We start from the raw sequence: 22,719 nt of genomic DNA, 5'->3' as shown, positions 1-22,719 counted from the left end.
CATGTGGTGTCCGCGTCCGCCCAAGGGGTACAGCTCTTGTTCATCTGTCTTGCCCTCCAGTGACTCATGGGATCGGACCAGAAAAAATTGAGTTAAACTGATGCCGAACTTCGCGTTTTCACCACATTTGTGCTTTGGTTTTGGACCGGGCATCAGATCATCCTGTCATTGAAGCCAAGTGTGGCACGGGGTGATTTGACATGATGCTTCAGTTCGAAGGTGTGGTTGCAACGGGAAGCGTAGCGCTCGATTCAGGTATCAGCGATACGGCTTTAAAAACGTTTAACGGGGACACGTTTCTATACAGCGTGACGGGCCCTGGAGGCGGCATCACGGTTTGGAAGCTGCCAGAAGGCATTGTTCCGCAACAGCAAGACATTCAATATTACAGCGGGACGATTTCCCAACAAATAGGCAATAGTGCCGAGCTCGTGACGCTTGCCGGTAGTGACCAACTGATTCTGGATGTCGATTTGGCCACGGGATTGGTAGGATACACACTTAATCCAGATGGAACTGTCGGAACGTTACAGACCACCGACAGTCTGATCGGGGGCGGAGATGTTTCCGCGCTTGTGCAATACTCGGTTGAGACGGGTGGAGTGCTGGCCTTGGCCCATGAAGATACGGGTCAAATCTCGACCTATTTAGTGAATCCGGACGGAAGTCTGACGGTGTCGGGATCCATCGCCGGTCGCGCCGACTCGATGGAGGTCATTCAATTTGGCAGTGAGAATGTCGTGGTGGCCTGTGATGCAGAGACGGATTCCATCGCGATTTACACAGTGGATTCCGCCACGGGGGGACTGTCAGAAGTTGATAACAGCGATGCGCTGAACCAACTGGGCATTGCAGTGCCTACTGCGGTTGACGTGGTGCAAGCGTACGGTCAGTCATGGGTCGTCGTCGCCGGGGCGCAGAGCAATTCCATCAGCTTGATGAAGCTGGACGCCTCTGGTTCGCTTGTACCCACGGACCACGTGTTGGATTCGTTGCACACGCGGTTCGAAACCCTTCAGGACATGTCCGTCATCGAGGTGGACGGCCATGTGTTCTTAGTGGCTGGGGGAGGCGATGACGGGGTCACACTTTTCACGATGACACCGGGCGGGCAACTGGTTTACCTGGACAGTTTTGCCGACACGTTGGACACCGGACTACAGAATGTTGAGACGGTGATCACGGCTCATGTCGGGGATGAGCTGCAAATATTTGCCTCCTCACAACAGGATGGTGGTCTGACGCAATTGACAGTCGACCTCTCTGATCTGGGGATCGTGCAGGAAGGGTTTGGCACGATCACTGGCACAAATCAAAACGACATGCTTAACGGAGGTATTCTCGACACGAATTTGTCGGGTGGGGCGGGAGATGACATCCTGATCGCCGGTGCCGGAGCCACGGAGATGACCGGTGGGGCCGGAGCGGATATTTTCGTCATGCAGCATGGCAGCGCCCCTGTGATCATTACTGATTTTGAGGCGGGTACAGACCGTCTGGACATGTTCGATTTCCCACTGCTGCGCACGCCGGATCAACTTACATTCACGGCTACAGGTCAGGGGGCCTGGATAGAGTTTCTGGACACTACGGTCGAACTCATATCCGCTGCGGGAGGTCCATTGTCCGAGCAACAGGTATTCGGCGCGGGCTTTGGTGGCCCCGATCATATACCCGTGGACCTGGGGACTTTGGGGGGCCTGGACCCCGGTAGCTCGGATGGTGTTCTGGGCGATATCTCGATCGATTCCCAAACGCAGAATCCGGCTTTGGCGAATGCAGAAATCCAGTTAGCGCTCGAAGGCGGGGGCATTTTGACCGTGCGCGCGGACGAGAATGGTGTGTTCGACTTTGACCTCCCTCCTGGGACGTTCTCGGGAGAGTTTGACGTGATCAAGGGCTATTCAACGGCAAGTGCCGATATCAATGCTCTAGACGCGCTTCAGGTTTTGCGTATTTCCGTCGGGCTTGAACCAACATGGGGACCGGCCTCGGCCGAGAATCTGATTGCGGCCGACATCACGCAAGACGGCACTGTAAATGCGTTGGACGCGCTGGCGATTTTGCAAGTTTCTGTTGGGCAATCTACCCCACATTCGCCGGAATGGGTGTTCTTGGACGATGATGCGGATCTCAGCGGCATCACGCCGAACAATGTGTCCTACGAAACAGGGGTCGATATCGTTGCCGTAGACAACGTGATCACCGCAGATATGACCACTATCCTGCTTGGCAATATTGAACAGGCCTAGCCGCTCTATTCCCGGAACGCCCTGTTGAAATAGTCCGACAATGGTTTGACCAGATAGGACAGAGGCGTACGCTCATCTGTTTTAATCATGGTTTCGACGGGCATTCCGGGGAGCAGTTCCTGACCGTTCAGACGGCCAAGCTGTCCTTCATTTGGTACAACTTCGGCGCGATAAAAGGTCAGCCCGGTGTTGTCATCGGTAAAAGCATCAGCCGAAACGTTGATGACTTGCCCTTCGATTTCTGGTGTTTCACGCTGATTGAACGCGGTGAATCGCAGCAGGACAGGCTGTCCCACGTGCAGCTGATCGACATGAATAGCGTCCACGCGCGAGGCTACCAGCAAAGGTGTGTCCAAGGGCACCACATACATCATAGGCTCGGCGGGTTGGACCACGGATTGCAACGCGAAAACCTGACTGCCATAGACGACCCCTGTCACCGGTGCGCGAATATCCAGCCTGGACAGACGCACGGTCAGGGACAGGCGTCGCTCGGCCAGTTCAGCGATCTGTGCCTGAACATCGCGCAAGGTCGATATTGCCTCTTCTCGGCGGGCTGCTTTCAGCTCGACAATCTGGATCTCGGTTGCCGCGATCTGCCCGCGCAAACGGGCGATATTGGCCTCTAACCGGCCGATATCCCCGGTCAGGCTGGCCTCTTCCCGCAAGAGTGCCGAGACCCTGCTGGCCTGTGTCAGGCCCCGATCGAACAAGCTCTGCTGATCTTCCAGCTCCTCCCGGATCAACTCGACTTGACGGCGCAGAGAGATAAGCTGAGCCTCCGTGCCTTCAATCTCGCTTTCCGTCTGAATGCGTTGCTTCCCGAGCTGCTCGGCTTGTTGACTTAATGTGTCCAACCGGGCCTCGAACAAACGTTGCTGGCCGCTGACTAGTTCGGGTTCGATGGCCTCTTGCCGTTCCAATTCGTCTAGACGTGCGCGCAACTCCTGTGCCGGGATGCCGTCACGTTCCGCTTCCAGTCGGGCTTTGCGGGCCAAAAGCTCGAACAGTTGAGTTTCTACGATGATTTTCTCAGATTTCAGAAAAGTACCGTCCAACCGGATTAACAGATCGCCCTGCTGAACCTCGTCACCGTCGCGCACGAAAATCTCTCCGACCACGCCGCCGTCGGGGTGCTGAACGACCTGCCGGTTGCTTTGAACTTCGATCGTCCCCTGCGAAATAATGGCCCCTGCAAGTCGGGTCTGTACGGCCCAGATTCCCAAACCGCCAACCAGAATGGCCAAGGCGACAAACCCCACCATCGCCGGAAATGTGATGCGCCAAACAGGACGCGTATCAGAGCTGCTTTTTTGCATCAATTCCCCGCCTGACTGAGGCCGCGTTTGATCGCACCAGCGTTTTGGACCATGGCTCCCAGCACCTCGTCGCGGGCACCGGACTTGATGATCTGTCCACGTTCGACAACGATCAGGTTTTCACATTCCGAAATTGCCTGCGGACGATGCGTCATGATTATCACGGATTTCCCAGCTGCCTTGAAGCCGCGCACTGCGGTGTTCAGCGCCTCTGTCCCATCGGCGTCCAAGGCCGAGTTCGGTTCGTCCAAAATCAAAAGTACCGGGTCTCCGTAGAGGGCGCGCGCCAGAGCGATCCGCTGTTTTTGACCACCTGAAAGCTGGCTATCGTTGCCTTCAAGAAACGTGTCATAGCCTTTTGGCAGCGTCAGGATCAGCTCATGCGCGTTCGCTTTTCGGGCAGCTTCAACCACGGCCTCGGCGTCCGGCTTTTCCGACATTCGTGCGATGTTTTCCGCAACAGTGCCATTGAACAGGGTCACGGTCTGCGGCAGATAGCCGATATGCTGGCCCAGATCGGTCGGGTCGTATTGATCCAACGTCGCACCGCCCAAGCGGATTTCGCCGACCGCCGGATGCCACAATCCCAGCAAGGCTTTGGCTAGTGTCGATTTGCCCGAACCGCTGCGCCCGATCACGCCCAGAGCGCTGCCCGGTGCCAGGTTTAGGGAAATGTTGCGCAAAGTTGGTTTTTCCGCACCCGGTGGAATGACGGTTAGTCCCTTGGCCGTCAACCGGGCCTCGGGAACAGGCAGCTTGGTACGAGGCGTTTCAGGTGGAGTTGAATCCAGAAACTCGTTCAGAGACCCCCAGGCTGTTCGGGCACGTTCGATCATCGCCCATTGGCCAATTGTCTGCTCGATCGGAGCAAGCGCGCGACCCAGCAGAATAGAGCCAGCAATCATCGCGCCCGGTGTCAACTCGTTGCGCAGAACCAGCCAGGCTCCCAAGGCCAGCATAGCGGATTGCAGGAACAGTCGCAGTGATTTGGTCAGTGAGGTAAAACTGCCAGTCCAGTCGCTGGCTGCGATTGTCTGGTGCAATGCATTGGTGCGTTGTTTTTGCCAACGCTGAATGATGTCCTTCTGCATCCCTTGAGAGCGTACAATTTCCGCCGCTTGCCGCGCGTGTTCGGAAAAGGAATTCGCCTGTGCCGAAGCCGATTGCGCCGTGGCCACCTTGCGCCGTGTCAGCGCTTGGTTCAGCAATGCTATAGTCACCAGAAATGCTCCGCCGCCTACGGCAAGCCATCCCAGCATCGGGTGGAACAGGAAGATGGCAGCCATGAAAACCGGTGTCCACGGAATGTCCATCACAGCCAACAATACCGGCGATGAGCAGAGGTTTTGAATGGCTTCCAAATCCCGCAAACCTGTTGAAGGCGCAGCCCGGACCTGAGGATTCAAAGATCGTTGTAACGTCGCCTCGAACACACGTTCGTCCAGGGTTGACTGGAACCGGGCACCAAAACGGGCCACGATACGGCCCCTGGCATAGTCTAGCATTGCCATCAACCCGTACAAAAGCGCCACTAACAGGAAAAGAGCAGTCAATGTTTCGACCGCGCGCGACCCCAGAACGCGGTCGTAAACCTGCAGCATGAACAACGGTCCGGTCAGCATCAGCAGATTCACGAAGATGCTGAACAGGAAGGCGAGCGTCAGAAAGGCTGATCCCTGATTGCGAACTTTGCGCAGCTCGTGTTGTGGAGGTTGAGAGAAACGGCTTGCTGGCTTCACGAATAGGACTTTCGACGACAATGCTGTTTTGACTCTAACGCACCACAAAGACAGTTAAAATGCATGGGTTGCGAGATAGAGCGGAACACTGCCGCAAAAGCTACATCAAACACACAGTGATGGGAATGATCGGACCGCCGCGGATCAGACGCCGTTGCTCCCCTGACAATTCCGGAATTGCGGCGATAATGTCTCACGACGCCCTGGGGCCGTTTCGGTCAGTTGAATAGCGGTGCAATCGGCGTCTACGATGAATCGGAACAAATTGATTAGTCTTTAAGTTCCGGTATACGGAGATGAGAGAACTCGACTACACGTATCACTATGCGGGCCGGTCATCTCTGACCGGAATGTCATCTCAGCAGAAGCTGAGTCTGGTGGCTGATCAGTCCGATCCAGATGCTTCTCAGGATTTCCTGATCGCACACGCCAAACACCCTCTGATCACGGCTAGGTCTTTGCGCGCGGTTTCCGATATCGTCGGCAGCCGCTTTTACGTCCCACCCGCGATGCTGGCCCGGATTCTGCGCGAAGCGGACCCAGTGGTCACAGTAGGGCACGAAACCGTGCGGTTTGAGGGGTTTTCAGCTTGTTGCAGCACCTATGCCCGTCTGGACATAGATGAGGCCGCGCTAGACGCCGAACAGCGTCGCACAGGGACAACCAATGTGGATTTTGGCCCCAACTTGAGGGCTATGCTGGCCCAGGTTTCGCCCGACAGCCAGTTGCAGATCTCGATTGGGCCCAAAGCCGTGGCCCTGACACATGATGAAAACCGGCTCGTCGAACGAAAAGTACCGCTTCCCTTGCGCTGGTTGAAGGGATTTGCCGAGGTGCAGAGCCATATGGCTGGTATGGTACCCGCTCTTTCATTGGCCCCGACACCAGCACAGAAATTTTTGCGCAGTTTGCCGCGATCGAAATCGGATCATCTGGTTTGGGTATCGGCTCAGGGGCAACGGGTCAGAGCAACAACCCGAGCTTCGCTGGGTAGCGTGCCGTTGCGCGGTGGTCATCGGTTAAACGTGTTGCTGTCTCTGGCTCCCAAGGCGAAGATACTGCGTGTTTTTGTCAACGAAGGTCTGAAAAGTTCGGCCTGGGTTTTGGATTTTGCTGGGCAGCGTTTGTGTCTGGTCTTGAATGCAGATCCTTGGCGCGGGTTTTCAGGCGACGGGCAGTTGCTCTCTGAACTCACGACCGCGGCCGAGAAAACGGCTGCAGTAACCGCGCAATTGAACTGGCAGGACCGGCTTGATCCCAATATCCTGGCACCCCTCATCAACGCCTCACCGCACGAGGTGCACATCGCGCTGTGCCAATTGGCTGCGTTGGGTCGTGTAGGTTATGATCTTTGGTCGCAAACCTGGTTTCACCGAGAACTCCCCTATGGCTTCGAGCGCGTCAGATCTTTGAATCCAAGGCTGAAAGCCGCCGCAAACCTGGCGGACAACGGAGCGGTCGCTTTGTCCCAAAACTATGCGGATGTGAAAAGTGGCGATGTTACGCATCGGGTTCGCTTTGCCGAGGACCGGCACAGCTGCACATGCCCGTGGTTTGCTGCCAATGGCCATACGCGTGGTCCCTGCAAACACATTTTAGCCGTCGAACTGATGATGGAGCGCCAAGCGTGACTGAACAGGAGTTTCTGACCCTGATTACAACGCGCACTGCGCGCTATGTTCTAAAGGCCCTCGCAAAGATGTCGGAGGCGGATCGAAGGCCATTTGCCCGGCATGCGCTGAAGACGCAAAAAGCTTATGAAAAGGTCTGGTGGGAAGCGCAGATGAAAGGCCAAAAGCCGCTCAAAGCATTTGCCAAAGACGGCGAAGCATTGGGGATCGCCGTGATTGCCACCGCCAGACCCTCGGAATATGCCTGTGGGGATTGGCGTATCTTGCCGCAATCCCTTCCTTTGGACGAAGTGTTTGCGCAGCTTAAGCTCAGTTGGATCGACGCCTGGGCCGAGGCTGCGGTTGAAGACAATCCCCGCCTGATCGACGCGGTACATTTGTTGAACCGAAAAGGGTTGTGCTCAATCCCTCAGACGGACGCCTATATTCTTGGCTACTACGCCATTCAGGCGGGCGTTCCCGACAACGCGCGGGATCAGTTTTTGTCTCAGGATGTCTGGCGGTTCTTCGAGGTTGAAGGCGGTGGTGATCTCAGCCTTGCTGCGCATGACAAATATTCAGGACCCCGCGCAGGATGGGCGGATGTTTTGCGAGCTCTGAGCGAAAACGGTGACCTGGACCGACAGCGCTTGTTGGATAGCTCACTAGAGGCCCTGAAGCGGGATTTTGCGCAGTTTCGCGCGGGTTGGTACTCGCGGTTTCATACAGCGCTAGAACCGAGCGATGCTGAAATCGTTGAGCGCGTGGATCAGTACCTCGGCCTCCTCAATAGTGCGGTTCCCCCGACAGTGGCGATTGCGGTCAAGGCGCTGAAGCGCGCCGACAAATGTGGTGAACTTGACGCCAAAGCCCTGCTCGACGCGATTGAACCTGCTTTGCAAAGCCGCCAGAAATCGACGGCTTTGAATGCGTTAGGTCTATTGAAATCCTGCGCCAAACGCACTCCGGATAGGGTGGCCGAAATTGCCGAAACCGCCACCTCGTCTTTGATATCAGAGTTTGGGGATGTGCAAACGCGAGCGGTGGATCTGATAGAAAGCCTCGGTCAGATGCATAATGCCGGGGTTCAGACGGCGATGGCGGACTATCTGGATGTGGTGACGCCGACGGTCCGCGCGCGGCTTGCTGACACCGCACCTTTGGCCAAAGCTGAAATCACCGACTTTCCCGTTCCTAGACCTGAGCCGTTTGAGCCTGTTTCCTCCGTAGATGAGGCGGTTTCGGCATATCTGGCCCTCCTGGAGGATTGCCATGACCCCTTCCTGATCGAGCAGGCATTTGATGGAATAGCGCGGTTCGGAGCCGAGGCTGCCCCGCTACTTGGCCCTCTAAAAAAGCGGGCAAATCAGATCAGAACGCGCGATCTCGAGGGCGGTTTTAGTCCGGGTAAGTATTTTCAGCGACCTATTTCGGTTGCGGGATTGAGCTGGGCCAACGGGTCCGATTTCGATGCCGAACTGCAACCCTATCTAGAGCCACGATATTCCGGTCACCAACCCTTGGGTATTTCGCCCCATAGTTTCGAAGGGATATTCGCGGCGCGCGCCAAAGAGCTGTTGTCTTTCGTTCAGGCGGGCCATTCGGTTCCGATGCTCTCGGCCCCTTCCGACAATCGCGGATGTGTTGACCCATTGCGTTTGATTGACAGGCTGGAACATTACCGTGGCCTGAGTGTTCGGCCGGGGGCCATGGATTTCAGACTTGCGATCCTGCGGCTGGGATCGGAAGGACGCGAAAAGGCGTTGGCGGCTCTAAACCCGCAGACCGAAGCAGAGCGTGCGTTGGGATATGCCTTGGGCGGTGAGTTCAGGCCTGAAACAGATTGCCAACTCTGGGCTATGGCCTGGCAGGGGCGCCGACCGATTGAGGCCGACCCCAATATCCAGCGTTTGGTTGGGGGTATTATTCCCGGTCTGGGTACTCCTGCAGAGTATCGTTTTACGGCCAAAATCCGGCGTATCGACGAATATTTCTGGCCGCAGCCACGCGTCTCTATTTTACCGAAAATGCCAGGTGATGTTGATCCGAGTTTGGGTTTTGCCCTGCCTACGAAATTCGAACACAGCTATGGAAGCGATCCTGGTGCCAGCTGGCTGCTAGGACTGAACCCGTGGGCAGTATTGATGAACCCAACGCAGCCAGAGTTGTATTTCGTTGCCGGTATTTTCGATCTGGAACTGGATCAAAAGCTGACGCGGCACCATTGCCTGACCTATCTGGACCCGTTTTTTCGCCCCGGATTGCAGCCGGGTAAAATGGCCCATGCGATGTTGGCGTGGTATCTGGCAAGTGCGGATGAAGGTATCGGAATGACCACCGGTGACGCAATCGCAACCTTGATTGCGCAGGGCAGATTTCAATCCGAAGAGTTTGCCGACGCCGCGCGCGAGTTGGTCTTTTTCGGAGCGCTCCCCCTGCGGCGCTGGACCAAACGCATGGCGCAAGTCTCTGAGCTATCCAAAATGCACGCGCATGAGATTCAAAAAGCTTTGTCAGCGATGCTGTATGACTTGCCCGACACGCTTCCGCGCGATTTGGGCGGAATTCTGGAACTGCTCCATGAGCTTTGTGTGCTGTCAGGGTCTGGTTTGACAGCACCAAAGTCTACAGCAGCTTTGGCGGCGATCAAAGCTGGCGGAAAGACCGGTAAGTTTGCAAAGAAACTGTTGAAGCTTCATAGCCTATAGGGCCTTGAGCCCGTCAGGCCGCGGCGGAATTGACGAAGATCGAATAGACAGAGGTCGAGGCCGTGATGAACAGCATGTTCCCGCGCGTGCCCCCGAATGTTAGGTTCGCAACCGTTTCGGGCACTAGGATCTTACCCAGCAAATCTCCTGCCTTCGAAAAGACATGCACCCCGTCTGCTGCCGAGCACCAGATATTGTCGTAGCGATCCACCCGCAACCCATCCGGCAATCCGTTGTCGATGGTTGCAAACTCCTGACCGCCGCTCAGACTGCCATCCGTGTTCACGTCGAACGCTCGTAGCACTGAAGGAACTTCAGGGTCGTGGCTGCTGCCTGACTCCGCAATATAGAGCCGGTTTTCGTCCACCGAAAAGGCAAGTCCGTTGGGCTGAACGAAATCGGTGACAACCGCCGAAAGTGCCTGCCCATCCGGGCTGGCGCGATAGACAAAACTACCCTCTTGTTCCGGGGTGGCCTGATGCCCTTCCAGATCGGACAGAATGCCATAGGTCGGGTCCGTGAACCAGATGGACCCGTCCGAGCGAACCACCACGTCGTTAGGAGAATTCAGGCGCTTGCCCATGTAACTTTCGGCAATCACCTGCCGTGTGCCGTCATGTTCCGTGCGCACAACCGAGCGGCTTCCATGGTGGCAAGTAACAAGGCGACCGTTTGGATCGCGGGTGTTGCCATTAGAATATTCGGAGTGCTGACGATACACACTTGCCCCACCACCTTCGGTCCATTGGTAGATGCGGGCATGGGGTATATCCGAAAACAGCAACAGGTTATGTGCGGGAAACCAGACCGGCCCTTCTGTCCAGCGGTGCCCCGATGAGAGGCGCGCAAGGCCCATATTGCTATGGATCAGATCGCGGAACTCGGGCCGGATGATGTCGTAGGTCTGCGAAAAAATCATACGTCATATCCTTTACGGCTGGCCAATGCGACGACTCCGACGATGACAAGCCCGGTCAAAATAAGCCGGACGCCAGCCCCCAAACCGTAGGAGTTCAGCATTGAGACGATGAGAAACATAAACAAAGCGGCGCCCCAGATACCGGGCACGTTGGAATTGCCGCCACCAATGGAAGATCCGCCGATCACGACGACCGCAATGGACATCAACATGTATTCAGTCCCCATATTCAGGTTTGCACCCCCCGAAAAGCTGGCCAGAAGAAACCCCGCCAGCGCAGCACAGACAGCCGAGTTGACATAGACGCCAAAGCGAACGGCGTTGACGGGAACACCGCTCAGCCGTGCGGCGCGGAAGTTCTGACCGATCGCCGAGATCCACCGCCCCGCGATCGACCGTTCCAGCAAAACCCAGGCGCAAATCGCCAGCAGGATGCCAATCACGGCGACATTAGGAATTCCCAGCGCTCCCCCGGTTGCGAAATCAGCTAGCGGCTCGGGCGGTTTGATACGCAGTCCTCGGTTCGACCAGATGGCCAGTGACTGATAGAGGAAAGAGGCAGACAAGGTCGCGATGATTGGCGGGATACGCAGCAACAGGATTAAGGCGAAATTCACCAGGCCGCAGCCAATGCCGACGCTGATTGCAACCAATAGACCGGGTACGATCAGTGCGGTTTCCGAATCCATGAATTTCAACGCCAGCGTCGCCGACAATGTCATTGATGCGGGGATCGAAAGGTCAACATTGCCGGGACCCAAGGTGATCACCAGCATCTGCCCAATCCCGACGATGGCGGAAAAAGCGGCAAATGTCAGGGCGGCATAGAACAGCGACCCAGCGCCGGAACCGGCTACCAGACTGGTGGCCGCAAAAGTCAGGGCGGCGGCCACAAAGGCCCAGATCCAGGGTTTTGAGAACAAGATCCGCACAGGGTTCACGGGCCCTTCGGTGGATGAGGTATTGTCGGTCACGCCGCAGCCTCCTTCCGAACGAAGAGCAGCCGCACCGCCAGAACAAGGATCAGGATCGCCCCTTGCGCTCCGATCTGCCAGTCAGGCGACAGGCGCAAGAAGGACAGGAAACTGGCAGCAAGGGTCAAGGTCAGAGCGCCGATCACCGCCCCAAACGGAGAGATGCGTCCACCGACAAACTCGCCCCCGCCCAGAATGACACCGGCAATGGACAGCAGAGTGTATCGCAGCGCAATGTTGGCATCTGCCGCTGTTGTCAGACCGACAAGGCACATTCCGGCCAGAACGCCGAACAACCCGGCCAGCCCATAGGCGGACGCGCGCAGTTTGACCAGAGACCACCCTGCGCGCTCCATCGCGCGGTCATTGCCGCCGACCCCTTGCAGGATCACGCCGACCCAGGATCGTTTGATCAGCAGGTGTACCACCAATGCGATAACTAAAGGTGCGACCACAGCAATGGGGACCAGAGGTGTCTTGTAACTCATCAACGTCTTGAGCCATTCCGGCGATGCGCCACCGGGCGAAGGCAGGATCAAAACGGCCAGCCCGCCCCAGACAAAAGACATACCCAAAGTTACGACAATGGCAGGCAACCTTCGGAATTGGATCAGTGCGCCCAAACAAGCATAAGCCAGAATAGCCGTCGCCAGGATGGCATAGCCGATCAGTGGTGTGTCGTGAACGAACGTAGCAGTCACGCAGGCGCAGAAGCTGACAAATGTACCAATCGACAGGTCGATATCGTTGACCATGATGATCATCATCTGGGCGATGGTCGCTAAGGCGACCGGAATCGCCAGATTGAACAGCAGGTTCAGACCGAAATAACTCATCGCGCGCGGTTGCAGGTAGAAGACAGCCCCCAAAAGCACGGCCAGCGACAAAACGGGCAGGGCGAGACGCAGACGATCCCCGGTCATTCTGCGGCCTCCTGCATTTCGAATGAGGCGGCAAGAATGTTCTCTTCGGTGATCTCATCCCCGCTGAGTTCCGCTGCAATGTGTCCGGTGCGGAAGACAAACACTCGGTCGCATTCTAGAATCTCGTCCGTCTCGGTGGAGTACCACAAGAAACTGCGTCCCTTGGCGGCTTCGTCGCGGATCATTTGATAGACCTCCTTCTTGGTGCCCACATCGACACCGCGCATGGGGTCGTCCATCACCACAATCGGCGCGGATGAGGCCAAGGCCCGTGCGAACAAAACTTTTTGCTGGTTCCCCCCGGACAGAGACAGGATGGGGTTCGATACGTTGTCGGTGCGAATTCCAATCCTCTGTTTCCAGTTCTGAACCAGATCGGATTCCTTTCCGCGATCCACCAAAATTCGGCTGCTGAATTCGGACAGGGTGGTCAAAGACAAGTTTCTGAGGATCGACCAAAGCGGCATAACCCCGTCCCGGGTACGGTCACCCGCGACGAAGACCACCTCGGGATCTCCCGAGGATTTCCAGACCGATGAATGGTCGAAAAAGATCTGTGCGAGCGCCTCGGCCTGACCATGACCGGCCAGCCCGGCCAAGCCCACGATCTCGCCTTGACGGGCGTTCAGGCCATTCTCGGCGCGTACAACCTCGGCGCCCAGCGTTTTGGCGGAGCGGGTTGCACCGGTATCGGTGTCATCCGGTGCCACGTGGCCCATAGCGTCCACAATGCTTTCGCGGGTGAAATTTCGGGCAGGTTGGTCATCCACGATCTGACCATCCTTCATGATCACGATCCGGGTCGACACATCGAAAATCTCACCCATCATGTGCGAGATGAACAGAACCGCGCCACCCTCGGTGCAAAAACGTTTGATATGATCCAGCAACTGCTGCGCGATGGCCGCATCAAGTGATGAGGTCGGCTCATCCAAAATAACAAGGCTGGGTTCGCTGTCGCGGTCTGCGAAGGCGATGGCGATTTCGACCATCTGACGCTCGGCAATGGTCAAATTGCCGACAGTGGCACTTGGTTTGATGCCGTGGCCGGGAAAAACCAGATCCAGCGCGTCCTGCATTTTCTGCCGCGCCACGCGTCGCCAATTCTTGCGTGGCATGGTGCGAAATGGAATGCGTAGGTTTTCCAGCACGGTCAGGTTTGGGCAGAGCGACAGCTCCTGAAACACGCTGCGCACGCCGGATGCCTGCGCTTTTTGTCCATTGGTCAACGTGGCATCCCCGGCGCGGTAGGTCACAGCGCCCTGAGTGGGGGACAGCCGCCCGTTGATTACATTGGCCAGTGTCGACTTGCCCGCGCCATTGTGGCCGACCAATCCGATACACTCGCCCGCGGCAATTTCCAGCGTCGCTGCGCGCAACGCGTGAACGGGCCCAAAAGACATATGGGCCGTGTCCAGAGAGACAACCGGCGCAGAAACTGCGCCGGGTATCGTGTGTAAATCGCTCATTGACTACTGAGCCGACGAAATCACGTTTTTGGCCTGTTCCAACGTATATTCAACGTTGGCAACCGACCCTTTGGGCGTGGTTTTCAGCGACTCTTCCAATTCGTCCTGGGTGATGGTCAGGAAAGGCACGGTCAGGTCCTTGGGCACGTCGTTTCCGTCCAGAATCTGCTGCGCGACCCAGAAAGCAAGCGTGCTGACGCCCGGAGCAATCGACAGCGACGTGGTTTCATACCCGTTGGCGGCTTTTTCGTCGGCCCACCACTGCAATTCGTCCTGACGGTTGCCCATGACGATGGTTGGCATCGAGCGGTCGGTGGCTCCAATGGCCTGTGCGGCACCATAGCCGTCACCACCTTGGGTCACGACACCAACGATTTCCGGCAGGCTTGGCAGAATGCCCGCAACGGCCTTTTGCGCAACGTCCTGCGCCCAGTCGCCATGAACCGAACCTACGATCTCAAAGTTGGAGTTCTTTACCTCGTCATGAATACCCGCGCTGATTTCATCATCGACGAAGACACCGGCCAGCCCACGGATTTCCAAAAGGTTGCCGCCATCGGGATAGCGCTCGGCCAGGTATTTCACTTGTTCGCGGCCCATCTGTTGGAAGTCGACGGCGATGCGCCATGCGCAGGGCTCCTGCACGATCCCGTCAAATGAGACAACGGTGATGCCCGCGTCGCAAGCGGCTTTGACCGCGCCGTTGATTGCCGTGGGCGAGGCCGCGTTGATGACGATGGCGTCATAGCCCTGCAGGATCATGTTCTGAATCTGGGCAGCCTGTTCGGTCGCCTGATTTTCAGAGGTGGTGAAGGCGTCCGCTGCGGCAACCAAGCCTTCGGCCACCGCTGCATCCCCATTTTTTTGCCAGCTTTCCAGCATGGCCTGACGCCATGAGTTTCCGGCATAGTTGTTGGACAGCGCGATGCGTTTGTCGGATGTGTCTGCGGTGGCACCGGTGGCCGCCAATACGGTAATGCCGGCGACAGCGCCGAGCATGATTGCCTTGAGTGTCATAGTTTCCTCCCTGGGCGGCCCCTCCGCCGCACGTTCATCGGGCCCGCTCAATCCGGCAGGCAGCGAGAGGATTCCGCGCAATGGGCAAAAGTGTAAGAGTAGGATGCGCGCAAAGATTGCGGGTTCCCGCAAAACTATTGCGGTGATCCGCATGACAGGGTGGGGTCGGACTTCTATACTGTGTTGTGCCGGTCGCCGCGGACCGGTTTTTCGAAAGTGCGTCCATGGCCGATCTTGCCTATTACCTGCGGATTTCCAATCACCTGGCAGGCAACCTCGACATCAAGTCCGCCTTGCGCTCGGTCAAGTCCGAGATCGACCGCATTTTGCAGGTTGATCATCTGGATGTGTGTCTGGTCGATGACAAGGGAAACTGGAACACCAGCTACGAGGTCGGCCTGCGCACCAGTTGGAGCCGCACGCGCGCGCCTGTCGAGGTTTCTCCGGTGCGCGATATCCTGCGGGGGGAATGCGACAGCATGTTGACCGGCAACGCGCTGGAAGACCCGCGATATGTGTTCGAAGGGGCCGATTGCGAGCCGATCATCAAACATCAGATGCGCAGTCGCGTTAACGTGGCGATGAAAGTGCTGGGTCGCACGATCGGTGCCTTGAACTGCTCGTCGCAGAAGCTGGATTTCTATGACGATCAGGCGGTCGAACAGGTTCGCAACATTGCCGATATTCTTGCCCCCTATTTCTATGCGTTACGGGCCAACGAACAATCGCGGCGCGAAGCGATCATGCGCGCGGAATTGCAGGCGCGCGAAGAAGGGTTACGTCTGGGCGCACTAAGCCTGACCGACGCGCTTGAGCTTGAGCGGCAGAGGATCGGCATGGATCTGCACGACCAGACGCTGGCCGATATGACCCGGATCAGCCGAGAGCTTGAGCGCTGCAAAACACAGAAAGATATCGAAGCTGTGCGCGGGTCGATGCAAACCTGCATCCAGGGATTGCGCGAGATTATCGACACCTCTATCCCGTCCCTTTTGGAACTTTTTGGATTTCAACACGCCGTGCGCACGCATCTTGAGCGCGCGGTCGGAACGGATCAGGAGATCGACATTGACGTGCGCGACCTGTCCGACGGGCTGATCGATGATCTGCCACAGACCAAACGGATTGCGCTCTTTCGTATCGCGCAGGAGGCAATCAATAATGCAGTACGCCACGCTCAGGCCTCGTCCATTTTGGTCGAGATCGAGTGCCGTGACGGGCTGCATCTATCGATACGTGACGATGGGGCCAGTTCGGCAGCCATTGAAACAGGTAAAGTTTCTGGCGGTTTGACCCATATGCGTACCCGTGCCCGGCTTATCGCGGCACAGTTTGATATCCGCTACGCCGAAGGAACTGAAATCAGCGTTAGGCTCCCGGTGTCGGAATGCCGCGGCAGAGAGGAGGTGGCATGAAGGTTCTTCTGGTCGAAGATGACGCAATGCACGCCAACTACCTCAAAGAGTTGGTTCTAGAGGCTTTGCCTGAAGCGTCCGAAATCAGTCTGGCGGCCAACGGACGCGAGGGCGAGGTCAAGGCCCGCGAAGATGGTGTCGAAGCCATCGTCATGGACCTGCGCATGAAAGAGCGCAACGGGATTGAGGCAGCCCGCACCATATGGTCCGAGCGACCGGAAACACGCATCTTGTTCTGGTCGAACTATTCGGACGAGGCGTATCTGCGCGGCATCGCCCGGATCGTCCCGAAAGAGGCCGCGTATGGCTATGTTCTGAAAACCGCCAGCCCATCGCGTATGCATTTGGCACTGAGGGCGGTCCTGCTGGAAGCCCAGATCATGGTCGACCGTGAGATTCACCAAATCCAGCGGGATCAAAGCCGGTCGGGCGAGGCGCTGACCGAGGTCGAACTAGCGATCCTGACCGATCTTGCACTGGGTCTTCCTGACAAGGCCATTGCCGCCCGCCGGAAACTGGCATTGCGCACTATCCAGAACCGTTTGCTGTCGATCTACGAAAAGCTGGACGTCAACGACCTGCTGATCGAAGCCGGAGATATTGCGATCAACAAACGCGCGCGCGCCGTGTCCAAGGCGATGACCTCGCAGATTTTGAACAACGAAGCCATCGTCGCTGCTGAAAAGGACCTAAGCGCGTGGCTGGCGCGCTCTGCCTTGTCGCTCTGAAATCTGCGCTCAGGTTGGCACGATATTGTGGTTGATCCGAAACAGGTTCTGCGGGTCGTATTGTCCTTTGATTTGACCCAGTTTTGCGCCATTGGAACCATAGGCACCAGCCATGTGATTGGCCTCATCTTCGGGCATGAAGTTCACATAGGCGCTGCCTGTGGCGTGAGGGGCCATCTGATCGTACAACGCCCGCGCCCAACTGATGCAGGTATCGTCTTTTGAGGGATCTTCCCATCGGGTGTGAACGTTCATGATGAAATGAGCGCTGCGCTCGGGATAGGCCGTTGCATCCGCGGGTACCCGCGCCATGGCACCGCCTACATGTGCGATGAACACCTCGCAAGCCGGATCAGGTAGCGTGGCGATTGCGGCAAGCAGGTCGGATGTCGCGTGGGATGTCAGCGTGCTGAAATCGTGGCTTTTCCAGTAATTGCGCGCGCCGGGCGTCAAAAGCCCATCAAAGGCCGCTTGCCAGTCCACGAATGCATGGGGCGAGATGACATCTGCAATCGGATCACCAAGGCCGCGCAAGCCGGCCATAGCTTTTTCGCCATCGGCCATTGGTCCGGCATAACACGCGGCAAAGATTAAAACCTCGCGCCCATGCCATTCTTCGGGCAAGAAGGGCAGAGGCGGGGCCTTGCGCATCACGGTCCAGACCGTCAGTTCATCCGGCGCGGAATCCGCGATTTTCACGTATTCCGGCAGTAGGTCGGGGGCCGCTTCGATCGGGTGAACGACCAAACCTGACAAGACATCGGGGCCCAGCGGATGCAGTTGGAATTCGAACGATGTGACGACGCCAAAGTTGCCACCTCCGCCCCGCAGGGCCCAGAACAGGTCAGGGTGGCTTTTGGCAGATGCGGTGACGATTTCGCCGTCGGCGGTTACAACCTGGGCAGAGATCAGGTTGTCGATGGTCATCCCGAATTTCCGGGTGATCCAGCCAAAGCCGCCACCCAGTGTCAAACCAGCCGTTCCGGTGGTCGAGTTGATGCCCAATGGCACCGCCAGCGCATGGGCTTGTGTCTCGCGGTCGACATCGCCCAATACGGCGCCGGGTTCTACGCGCGCAGTTCGGTTGACCGGGTCCACATGTACCGAACGCATCTGCGACAGGTCCAACATAACCGCATCGTCGGCGACAGCATGGCCCGCGATCTGGTGACCACCCGACCGAATGGACATGGTCAACCCGGCCTCGCGCACGAAATTCACCGCTTTTTGCACGTCACTGGACCCAAGCGCGCGGATCACGAAACTTGGGTGCCGCTCCACGATGCTATTCCAGGTTGTGCGGGCCTGATCATACTCGGGACTGCCGGGCAAATGGACGCCGCCGCGCAGCGTTGCGTCCAAAGTGTCCAAGGCAGCGCGCTCGATCCGAGCGGCGCTGCCGTCCAATGTCTTGACGTCAAACATCTTAAATTCCTTCCTGGTTCAAGGAAGGTTTCTTGCCCCTGTGCCCCGCCTGTTGTCCGGCGGGTACGCGCCTTTTATAGTTTGCGAGAACTCAGGCAAAAACGCCGGGGTCGATGCGATCCACCGGAGTGATCACATCAGCCGGAATATTCAGCCGTTTGGCGGCCTGTTTCAGGCTTTCTTCGTCAGGGGCCTCGTACAGGCAATAAGTCTTGCGCTTGTCCGCGCTGAGGAAAGAAAAGATCCATTCGATCCCTTCTTCGTCATTTATTTCTTTAATATGTGCTTTGTCGCCTTCGGTCAGGTTTACCTGTTCGGCGAATTGGCGTTCAATAATATACCTTGGCATATTTCCCCCCCAGGAAATGAAAACAGGGTTCAGCTTGCAGTTCCTTCCAGCCTTTCCCTAAGGGAAACCATACTCAATTTCTGAGCTGTTGCCAACGCCTCGGCCTCGAGATGGATGGCCTGTTCAAGGTTGTCCTTGCCGCCAAGCCTGCGCAGAGCCGCCGCATAGGCGGCTTTGCTGTGTGCCGCCCAGGGCGGGCAATCCATGTCCGTGTCAATCTGGATTGCCTTGGTAAACATCCGTTCTGCAGTTGGCCAATCTTCAAGCAATGCAGCCAGATTTCCCAACCGCCGCGCACCCGCGCCAGTACATACCGTCGTTGCTCCAGCGGTAATGGTGAGGTCTTCGTAAGGGGCCAACATCTCGAACAGCGTTTGCGCGTGCGTGGTATGACCGACTGCGACGCAAATATCGGACAGATAGGACAATGTGGTCGAATACATGGCGTCTGACGGCAGATAAAATCCGCTCTCGGCGACCTCGTTCAGGATGCGTTCAGCGGGGTCATGAAACCCCAGTTCAGCTGCGATGACGCCAAAACCGGGCTTCCAGGTCATGTCGTCAGCGTTTTCATCCATCAGTTTTTTAATGACCGGAGCCACTTCGTGCAAACGGCTTTGTTCTCGGCGCAGGGTGAACATCTGAACGCCAAACACGCCCTCGATATGTTTCCCGTGGGTTTTGCGGCCGATTTTCACCGCCTCGGTAGCTAGCTTTTCGGCCTTGCCAAAGTCGCCCTCCATGATCGCTATCATTGCCCGGGCATGGGTCTGAACCCAATAGAGCTGCAAGTGATTGTCTTTCTGGGAGACCTCGGTCAGCAGTTTCAATGACCGGTCCAGCAGAGCCCGGTCAGCCATTTCGGCCCCAACAAACAGGCTGAGTGTGCGGTCCCGACCCTGATCAATCGAGCCAAGATGCTGCGCTACTTCGTGCATCTTGTCCAGATGTTCCCGCCATTTGTGCCTTTCGTCGGCGGGTCTTGCGATAAATGGCGCGCCGTATTGCATCATCATGACAGAGAACTGGGATTTGTTGTCTCCCAGCTTGGCGGCAAGCTCCATCGATTCCTGGGCGTATCGGGCACCCTCTGAGGCTTGACCAAGGAACAGACAGGCGCGGGCAAGCTGACTTTTTAGCTGGCACTGGCGTCTTTCGTCTTGCGCGGGCAGGTTTTTCAAAGCGGCCTCGCACAGGGAAATCACTTCGCCATGTCGTTGCCCAGCCATCATGCAGGAATCCGAAAAATGCAGGGCTACATCGGCGGCCAATTCGACATCCCCAAGGGCATTTGCCGCGTCCGAGGCGCTTTTGAGTTCCGCAATGCCTTCGGGTAGCTGTCCCAAACTATCAAAGCTGCGCCCGACAAGAACAGTTGCCCGGATTGTTTCGGACTGATTGTCGCCCTCAAGGTTCCGTGCTGCATTCAGCGCCTCGTGCGCGTTAGTCATTGCCTCGTGACTGGCGGAACGAGCCAGCGCCATTTCGGTTGCCGCCTGCCATTTTTTGAACGCCGCACTCCAGTCTTCGGCCTCGGTCAGGTGTCGGGCGACAAGTTCAGGTCGACGTTCAATCTCGGCGGACCGCAACGCTGCCAACGCCTTGGCAACATGGGCATGCTGCGCCCGCCGAGTTGTGCTGAGCATGGATTGATAGGCAGTGTCGCGGATCAGTGCGTGACGGAAAACGAAGTGGCCTCTGGAGTTGCCGCTTTCGAAAACCAGTCCGGTTTTGCACAGTTCGTCCAGGCCCTTTGCGGTGTCGACCGTGGCATCCGTCAGTGCTGCACGCAGCAGGCCAGGTTCAAACTCGCGCCCGATCACCGAGCCTGTCAGTGCCACCTGTTTCGCGTCTGATGAAACCGCATCCAACCGCGCCATCAACGCGCCTTTTAGTGACGAAGGAACAGCCACTGCACCCTGCCCACCTGTGGTTAGATAGGCGCGGGTCAGTTCTTCGACGAATAGTGGGACGCCGTCCGTCTTTTCTATGATCAGCTGAACCAGATCGGTGTCAGGGGTTTTACCCGAGACATTGCGGATCAAGTTCGCCACATGGTCTGGATCAAAGCGGCGCAGGTGTAGGGTTTGAGTGTGTGCTTCCCCTTCGTCCCGCGCAAGATCCCAGCCGGGGCGGTGGGTGATCAACATCATCAATGGCAGGTCCGAACAGATGGACTTGAACCTTTCCAGCAAGGCGTTTGTCGAGGGGTCGATCCAATGCGCGTCCTCAACACACAAAACAACCGGTCGCACGGTTGAGCGGGCCTTGACCGTGTCGATCAACGTCTGGATGGTCAAATCCCGCTGTTCCTGTGGTGACAGGTCAAGAATCTTTTCGGCCACATCACTGTGCGGGGCGACCAGCGCCGCAAAAACCGGCAGGACGTGATCCAGTTCGATCCCCTCGCGTTTCTCAAGCATGGCGCGGACCAGCTCTACCACCCGATCGTCATCCAGATCCGGTCCGACACCTGCATCCTGCGAGATGCGCTCGGTCACCGGGTGAAAGGGGCTGCTGGTCAGATAGGGCGAGCAATTCAGTCGTATGACGTCTGCCGTCGCAGCGATGTCGTCGCCGCTCAGAAACTCTTCCGTCAGGCGGGATTTGCCGATCCCGGCTTCGCCAGACAGCAAAACGACCTCACCATGCCCGGCAGAGGCCCGTTGCCAAGTTTGATGCAGGATACCTTTTTCGAAGTCCCGCCCGATCATTTCCGTGCTTTCACTTTCACGATGCAACGCCTGAAAACGGCTGTCGGCGCTGCGCTCGGCCGTGACCTGCAGCAAGGTACGCGGGGTTTCAAAGCCCTTTAGCGAAACAGGGCCAAGTGAGGAAATCGAAAAGACCCGTCGCAGGCTGGCATCAGAATCCTCGCTTGTAGTCACGACCGAGTTTGGCTGCGCGTTTTCCTGCAACCGCGCCGCCAGGTTCAGAACCGGACCGGTCATTGCGCCCTCTTCGAAGGTATTTTCACCAACGGCGTCGCCTACGACCACGTCACCGCTTGCGATACCGATCCGAACGGACAAAGGCTCGCCGTCAGGGGTTTTCAGGATTTTCACGTGCGCAACTGAATCCAATCCCGCCTTCACCGCACGGATGGCGTGGTCTTCATAGGCCTGTGGCCAACCAAAAAAGACCAGCAACCCATCACCCAGATACTTGGCGACATAGCCACCAAAACGCGTCACTGCCCCAGCGACACTGTCTTGATAACTTTGCAACAAGGCGCGCATATCTTCGGGATCGAACTTGTTTGTCAATTCGGTCGATCCGACAAGATCGGCAAAAAACACGGTCAGATGGCGTCGCTCGGCAGCAGGTGCTCGGGTTTCGGTTTCACCGGGATTGTTTCCATCTGGTGGGGCGTTCGTGATGGGCAATCCGGGGGTGCCATCCAACTTTGCTATGGCGGCAAGGACGATCTTCCTGTGGCCAAGGGACAAGCCAAGTTCTTTGAGGTCCTCATTGGAGAGCAGCGGTAAGGCACGTGCATCGACGTCATTTTGCAGGAACGTGTCAGCATATTGCTCCATTCCAAGGTCTTTCAGCCATGACGTGACTTCAAAACTCATTTCGTGATCATGCGGGCTATTGGCCCACGGATCAAGCCGAGCGACGTTTCGGTCTGGCGGCCCTGCCATGTGCCCGAACGCACCGATCGAAAAGACTCGGGTATTTGAAACCCTTCTTTTGACTTTGGCGTTCAAAACACTGGACGAAGCCGGTTCCTTGATCAATGATAGCGCTGACATTCACTTTGGCCGGGACTTCGGTAAGAATGAACTTAAGTGTTTGGGAGGATTTCGCCGAGAAAGCGCAATAAACGTTTCGGGTGAATGTGCGGTTGGAGGATGGCCGCAAGACGG

Annotated in this window: 15 protein-coding genes; 5 read left to right on the top strand and 10 right to left on the bottom strand. The window is 57.0% G+C overall.

Annotation, left to right across the window (positions count from 1 at the left end):
- Positions 1 to 308: 308 nt before the first annotated feature.
- Positions 309 to 2,252, top strand: coding sequence for a dockerin type I domain-containing protein (locus tag ACR0CA_RS07400; protein ID WP_480898015.1), 1,944 nt, complete (start codon positions 309 to 311; stop codon positions 2,250 to 2,252).
- Positions 2,253 to 2,257: 5 nt separating this feature from the next.
- Here the strand turns inward: ACR0CA_RS07400 and ACR0CA_RS07395 are convergent, their stop codons facing one another.
- Both ACR0CA_RS07395 and ACR0CA_RS07390 read right to left on the bottom strand, forming a co-directional pair.
- Positions 2,258 to 3,571: an HlyD family type I secretion periplasmic adaptor subunit gene (locus ACR0CA_RS07395; protein ID WP_480898013.1), complete on the bottom strand. Its 1,314-nt coding sequence runs from the start codon at positions 3,569 to 3,571 to the stop codon at positions 2,258 to 2,260.
- Positions 3,571 to 5,310 (bottom strand): type I secretion system permease/ATPase, encoded by a 1,740-nt coding sequence (locus tag ACR0CA_RS07390; RefSeq protein WP_480898011.1) that lies wholly within the window; start codon positions 5,308 to 5,310, stop codon positions 3,571 to 3,573. The genes ACR0CA_RS07395 and ACR0CA_RS07390 overlap by 1 nt, the downstream gene beginning before the upstream one ends.
- Positions 5,311 to 5,606: 296 nt before the next feature.
- Between ACR0CA_RS07390 and ACR0CA_RS07385 the strand changes: the two genes are divergently transcribed.
- Both ACR0CA_RS07385 and ACR0CA_RS07380 read left to right on the top strand, forming a co-directional pair.
- A complete protein-coding gene (locus ACR0CA_RS07385) occupies positions 5,607 to 6,941 on the top strand; it encodes an SWIM zinc finger family protein (RefSeq protein WP_480898009.1) in 1,335 nt (444 codons plus the stop codon).
- Positions 6,938 to 9,628, top strand: a complete 2,691-nt coding sequence (locus ACR0CA_RS07380) for a DUF6493 family protein (RefSeq protein ID WP_480898007.1) — start codon at positions 6,938 to 6,940, stop codon at positions 9,626 to 9,628. The genes ACR0CA_RS07385 and ACR0CA_RS07380 overlap by 4 nt, the downstream gene beginning before the upstream one ends.
- Before the next feature lie 13 nt (positions 9,629 to 9,641).
- Here the strand turns inward: ACR0CA_RS07380 and ACR0CA_RS07375 are convergent, their stop codons facing one another.
- Genes ACR0CA_RS07375 through ACR0CA_RS07355 form a run of 5 tightly spaced genes read right to left on the bottom strand, consistent with a single transcriptional unit; the run spans position 9,642 to position 14,930 of the window.
- The gene (locus ACR0CA_RS07375) at positions 9,642 to 10,547 is read right to left on the bottom strand and encodes an SMP-30/gluconolactonase/LRE family protein (RefSeq protein ID WP_480876824.1); all 906 of its coding nucleotides are present in this window, start codon (positions 10,545 to 10,547) and stop codon (positions 9,642 to 9,644) included.
- Positions 10,544 to 11,521: an ABC transporter permease gene (locus tag ACR0CA_RS07370; protein ID WP_480898006.1), complete on the bottom strand. Its 978-nt coding sequence runs from the start codon at positions 11,519 to 11,521 to the stop codon at positions 10,544 to 10,546. Before ACR0CA_RS07370 ends, ACR0CA_RS07375 begins: the two co-directional genes overlap by 4 nt.
- The gene (locus tag ACR0CA_RS07365) at positions 11,518 to 12,444 is read right to left on the bottom strand and encodes an ABC transporter permease (protein ID WP_480898004.1); all 927 of its coding nucleotides are present in this window, start codon (positions 12,442 to 12,444) and stop codon (positions 11,518 to 11,520) included. Before ACR0CA_RS07365 ends, ACR0CA_RS07370 begins: the two co-directional genes overlap by 4 nt.
- Entirely contained in the window at positions 12,441 to 13,913 is a 1,473-nt protein-coding gene (locus ACR0CA_RS07360) for a sugar ABC transporter ATP-binding protein (protein ID WP_480898002.1), read from the bottom strand. The genes ACR0CA_RS07365 and ACR0CA_RS07360 overlap by 4 nt, the downstream gene beginning before the upstream one ends.
- A 3-nt stretch (positions 13,914 to 13,916) precedes the next feature.
- Positions 13,917 to 14,930, bottom strand: a complete 1,014-nt coding sequence (locus ACR0CA_RS07355) for a substrate-binding domain-containing protein (protein WP_480898000.1) — start codon at positions 14,928 to 14,930, stop codon at positions 13,917 to 13,919.
- Positions 14,931 to 15,154: 224 nt separating this feature from the next.
- Here ACR0CA_RS07355 and ACR0CA_RS07350 point away from each other — a divergent pair, with 224 nt between their 5' ends.
- Both ACR0CA_RS07350 and ACR0CA_RS07345 read left to right on the top strand, forming a co-directional pair.
- Positions 15,155 to 16,345: a GAF domain-containing sensor histidine kinase gene (locus ACR0CA_RS07350; RefSeq protein WP_480897998.1), complete on the top strand. Its 1,191-nt coding sequence runs from the start codon at positions 15,155 to 15,157 to the stop codon at positions 16,343 to 16,345.
- Entirely contained in the window at positions 16,342 to 17,073 is a 732-nt protein-coding gene (locus ACR0CA_RS07345; RefSeq protein ID WP_480897995.1) for a response regulator, read from the top strand. Before ACR0CA_RS07350 ends, ACR0CA_RS07345 begins: the two co-directional genes overlap by 4 nt.
- 9 nt (positions 17,074 to 17,082) lie before the next feature.
- On the opposite strand, the gene ACR0CA_RS07340 is transcribed toward ACR0CA_RS07345, so the two are convergent.
- The 3 genes from ACR0CA_RS07340 to ACR0CA_RS07330 form a co-directional block, all read right to left on the bottom strand.
- On the bottom strand, positions 17,083 to 18,498 hold the full coding sequence (locus ACR0CA_RS07340) for an FAD-binding oxidoreductase (RefSeq protein WP_170773375.1): 1,416 nt from the start codon (positions 18,496 to 18,498) through the stop codon (positions 17,083 to 17,085).
- A gap of 91 nt (positions 18,499 to 18,589) precedes the next feature.
- Positions 18,590 to 18,847: a DUF4242 domain-containing protein gene (locus ACR0CA_RS07335; protein ID WP_170789958.1), complete on the bottom strand. Its 258-nt coding sequence runs from the start codon at positions 18,845 to 18,847 to the stop codon at positions 18,590 to 18,592.
- A gap of 29 nt (positions 18,848 to 18,876) precedes the next feature.
- On the bottom strand, positions 18,877 to 22,425 hold the full coding sequence (locus tag ACR0CA_RS07330; RefSeq protein ID WP_480897993.1) for an adenylate/guanylate cyclase domain-containing protein: 3,549 nt from the start codon (positions 22,423 to 22,425) through the stop codon (positions 18,877 to 18,879).
- Positions 22,426 to 22,719 lie beyond the last annotated feature (294 nt).

Source organism: Ruegeria sp. F12 (assembly GCF_056533885.1).
This window is presented reverse-complemented; position numbering and strand designations above follow the sequence as displayed.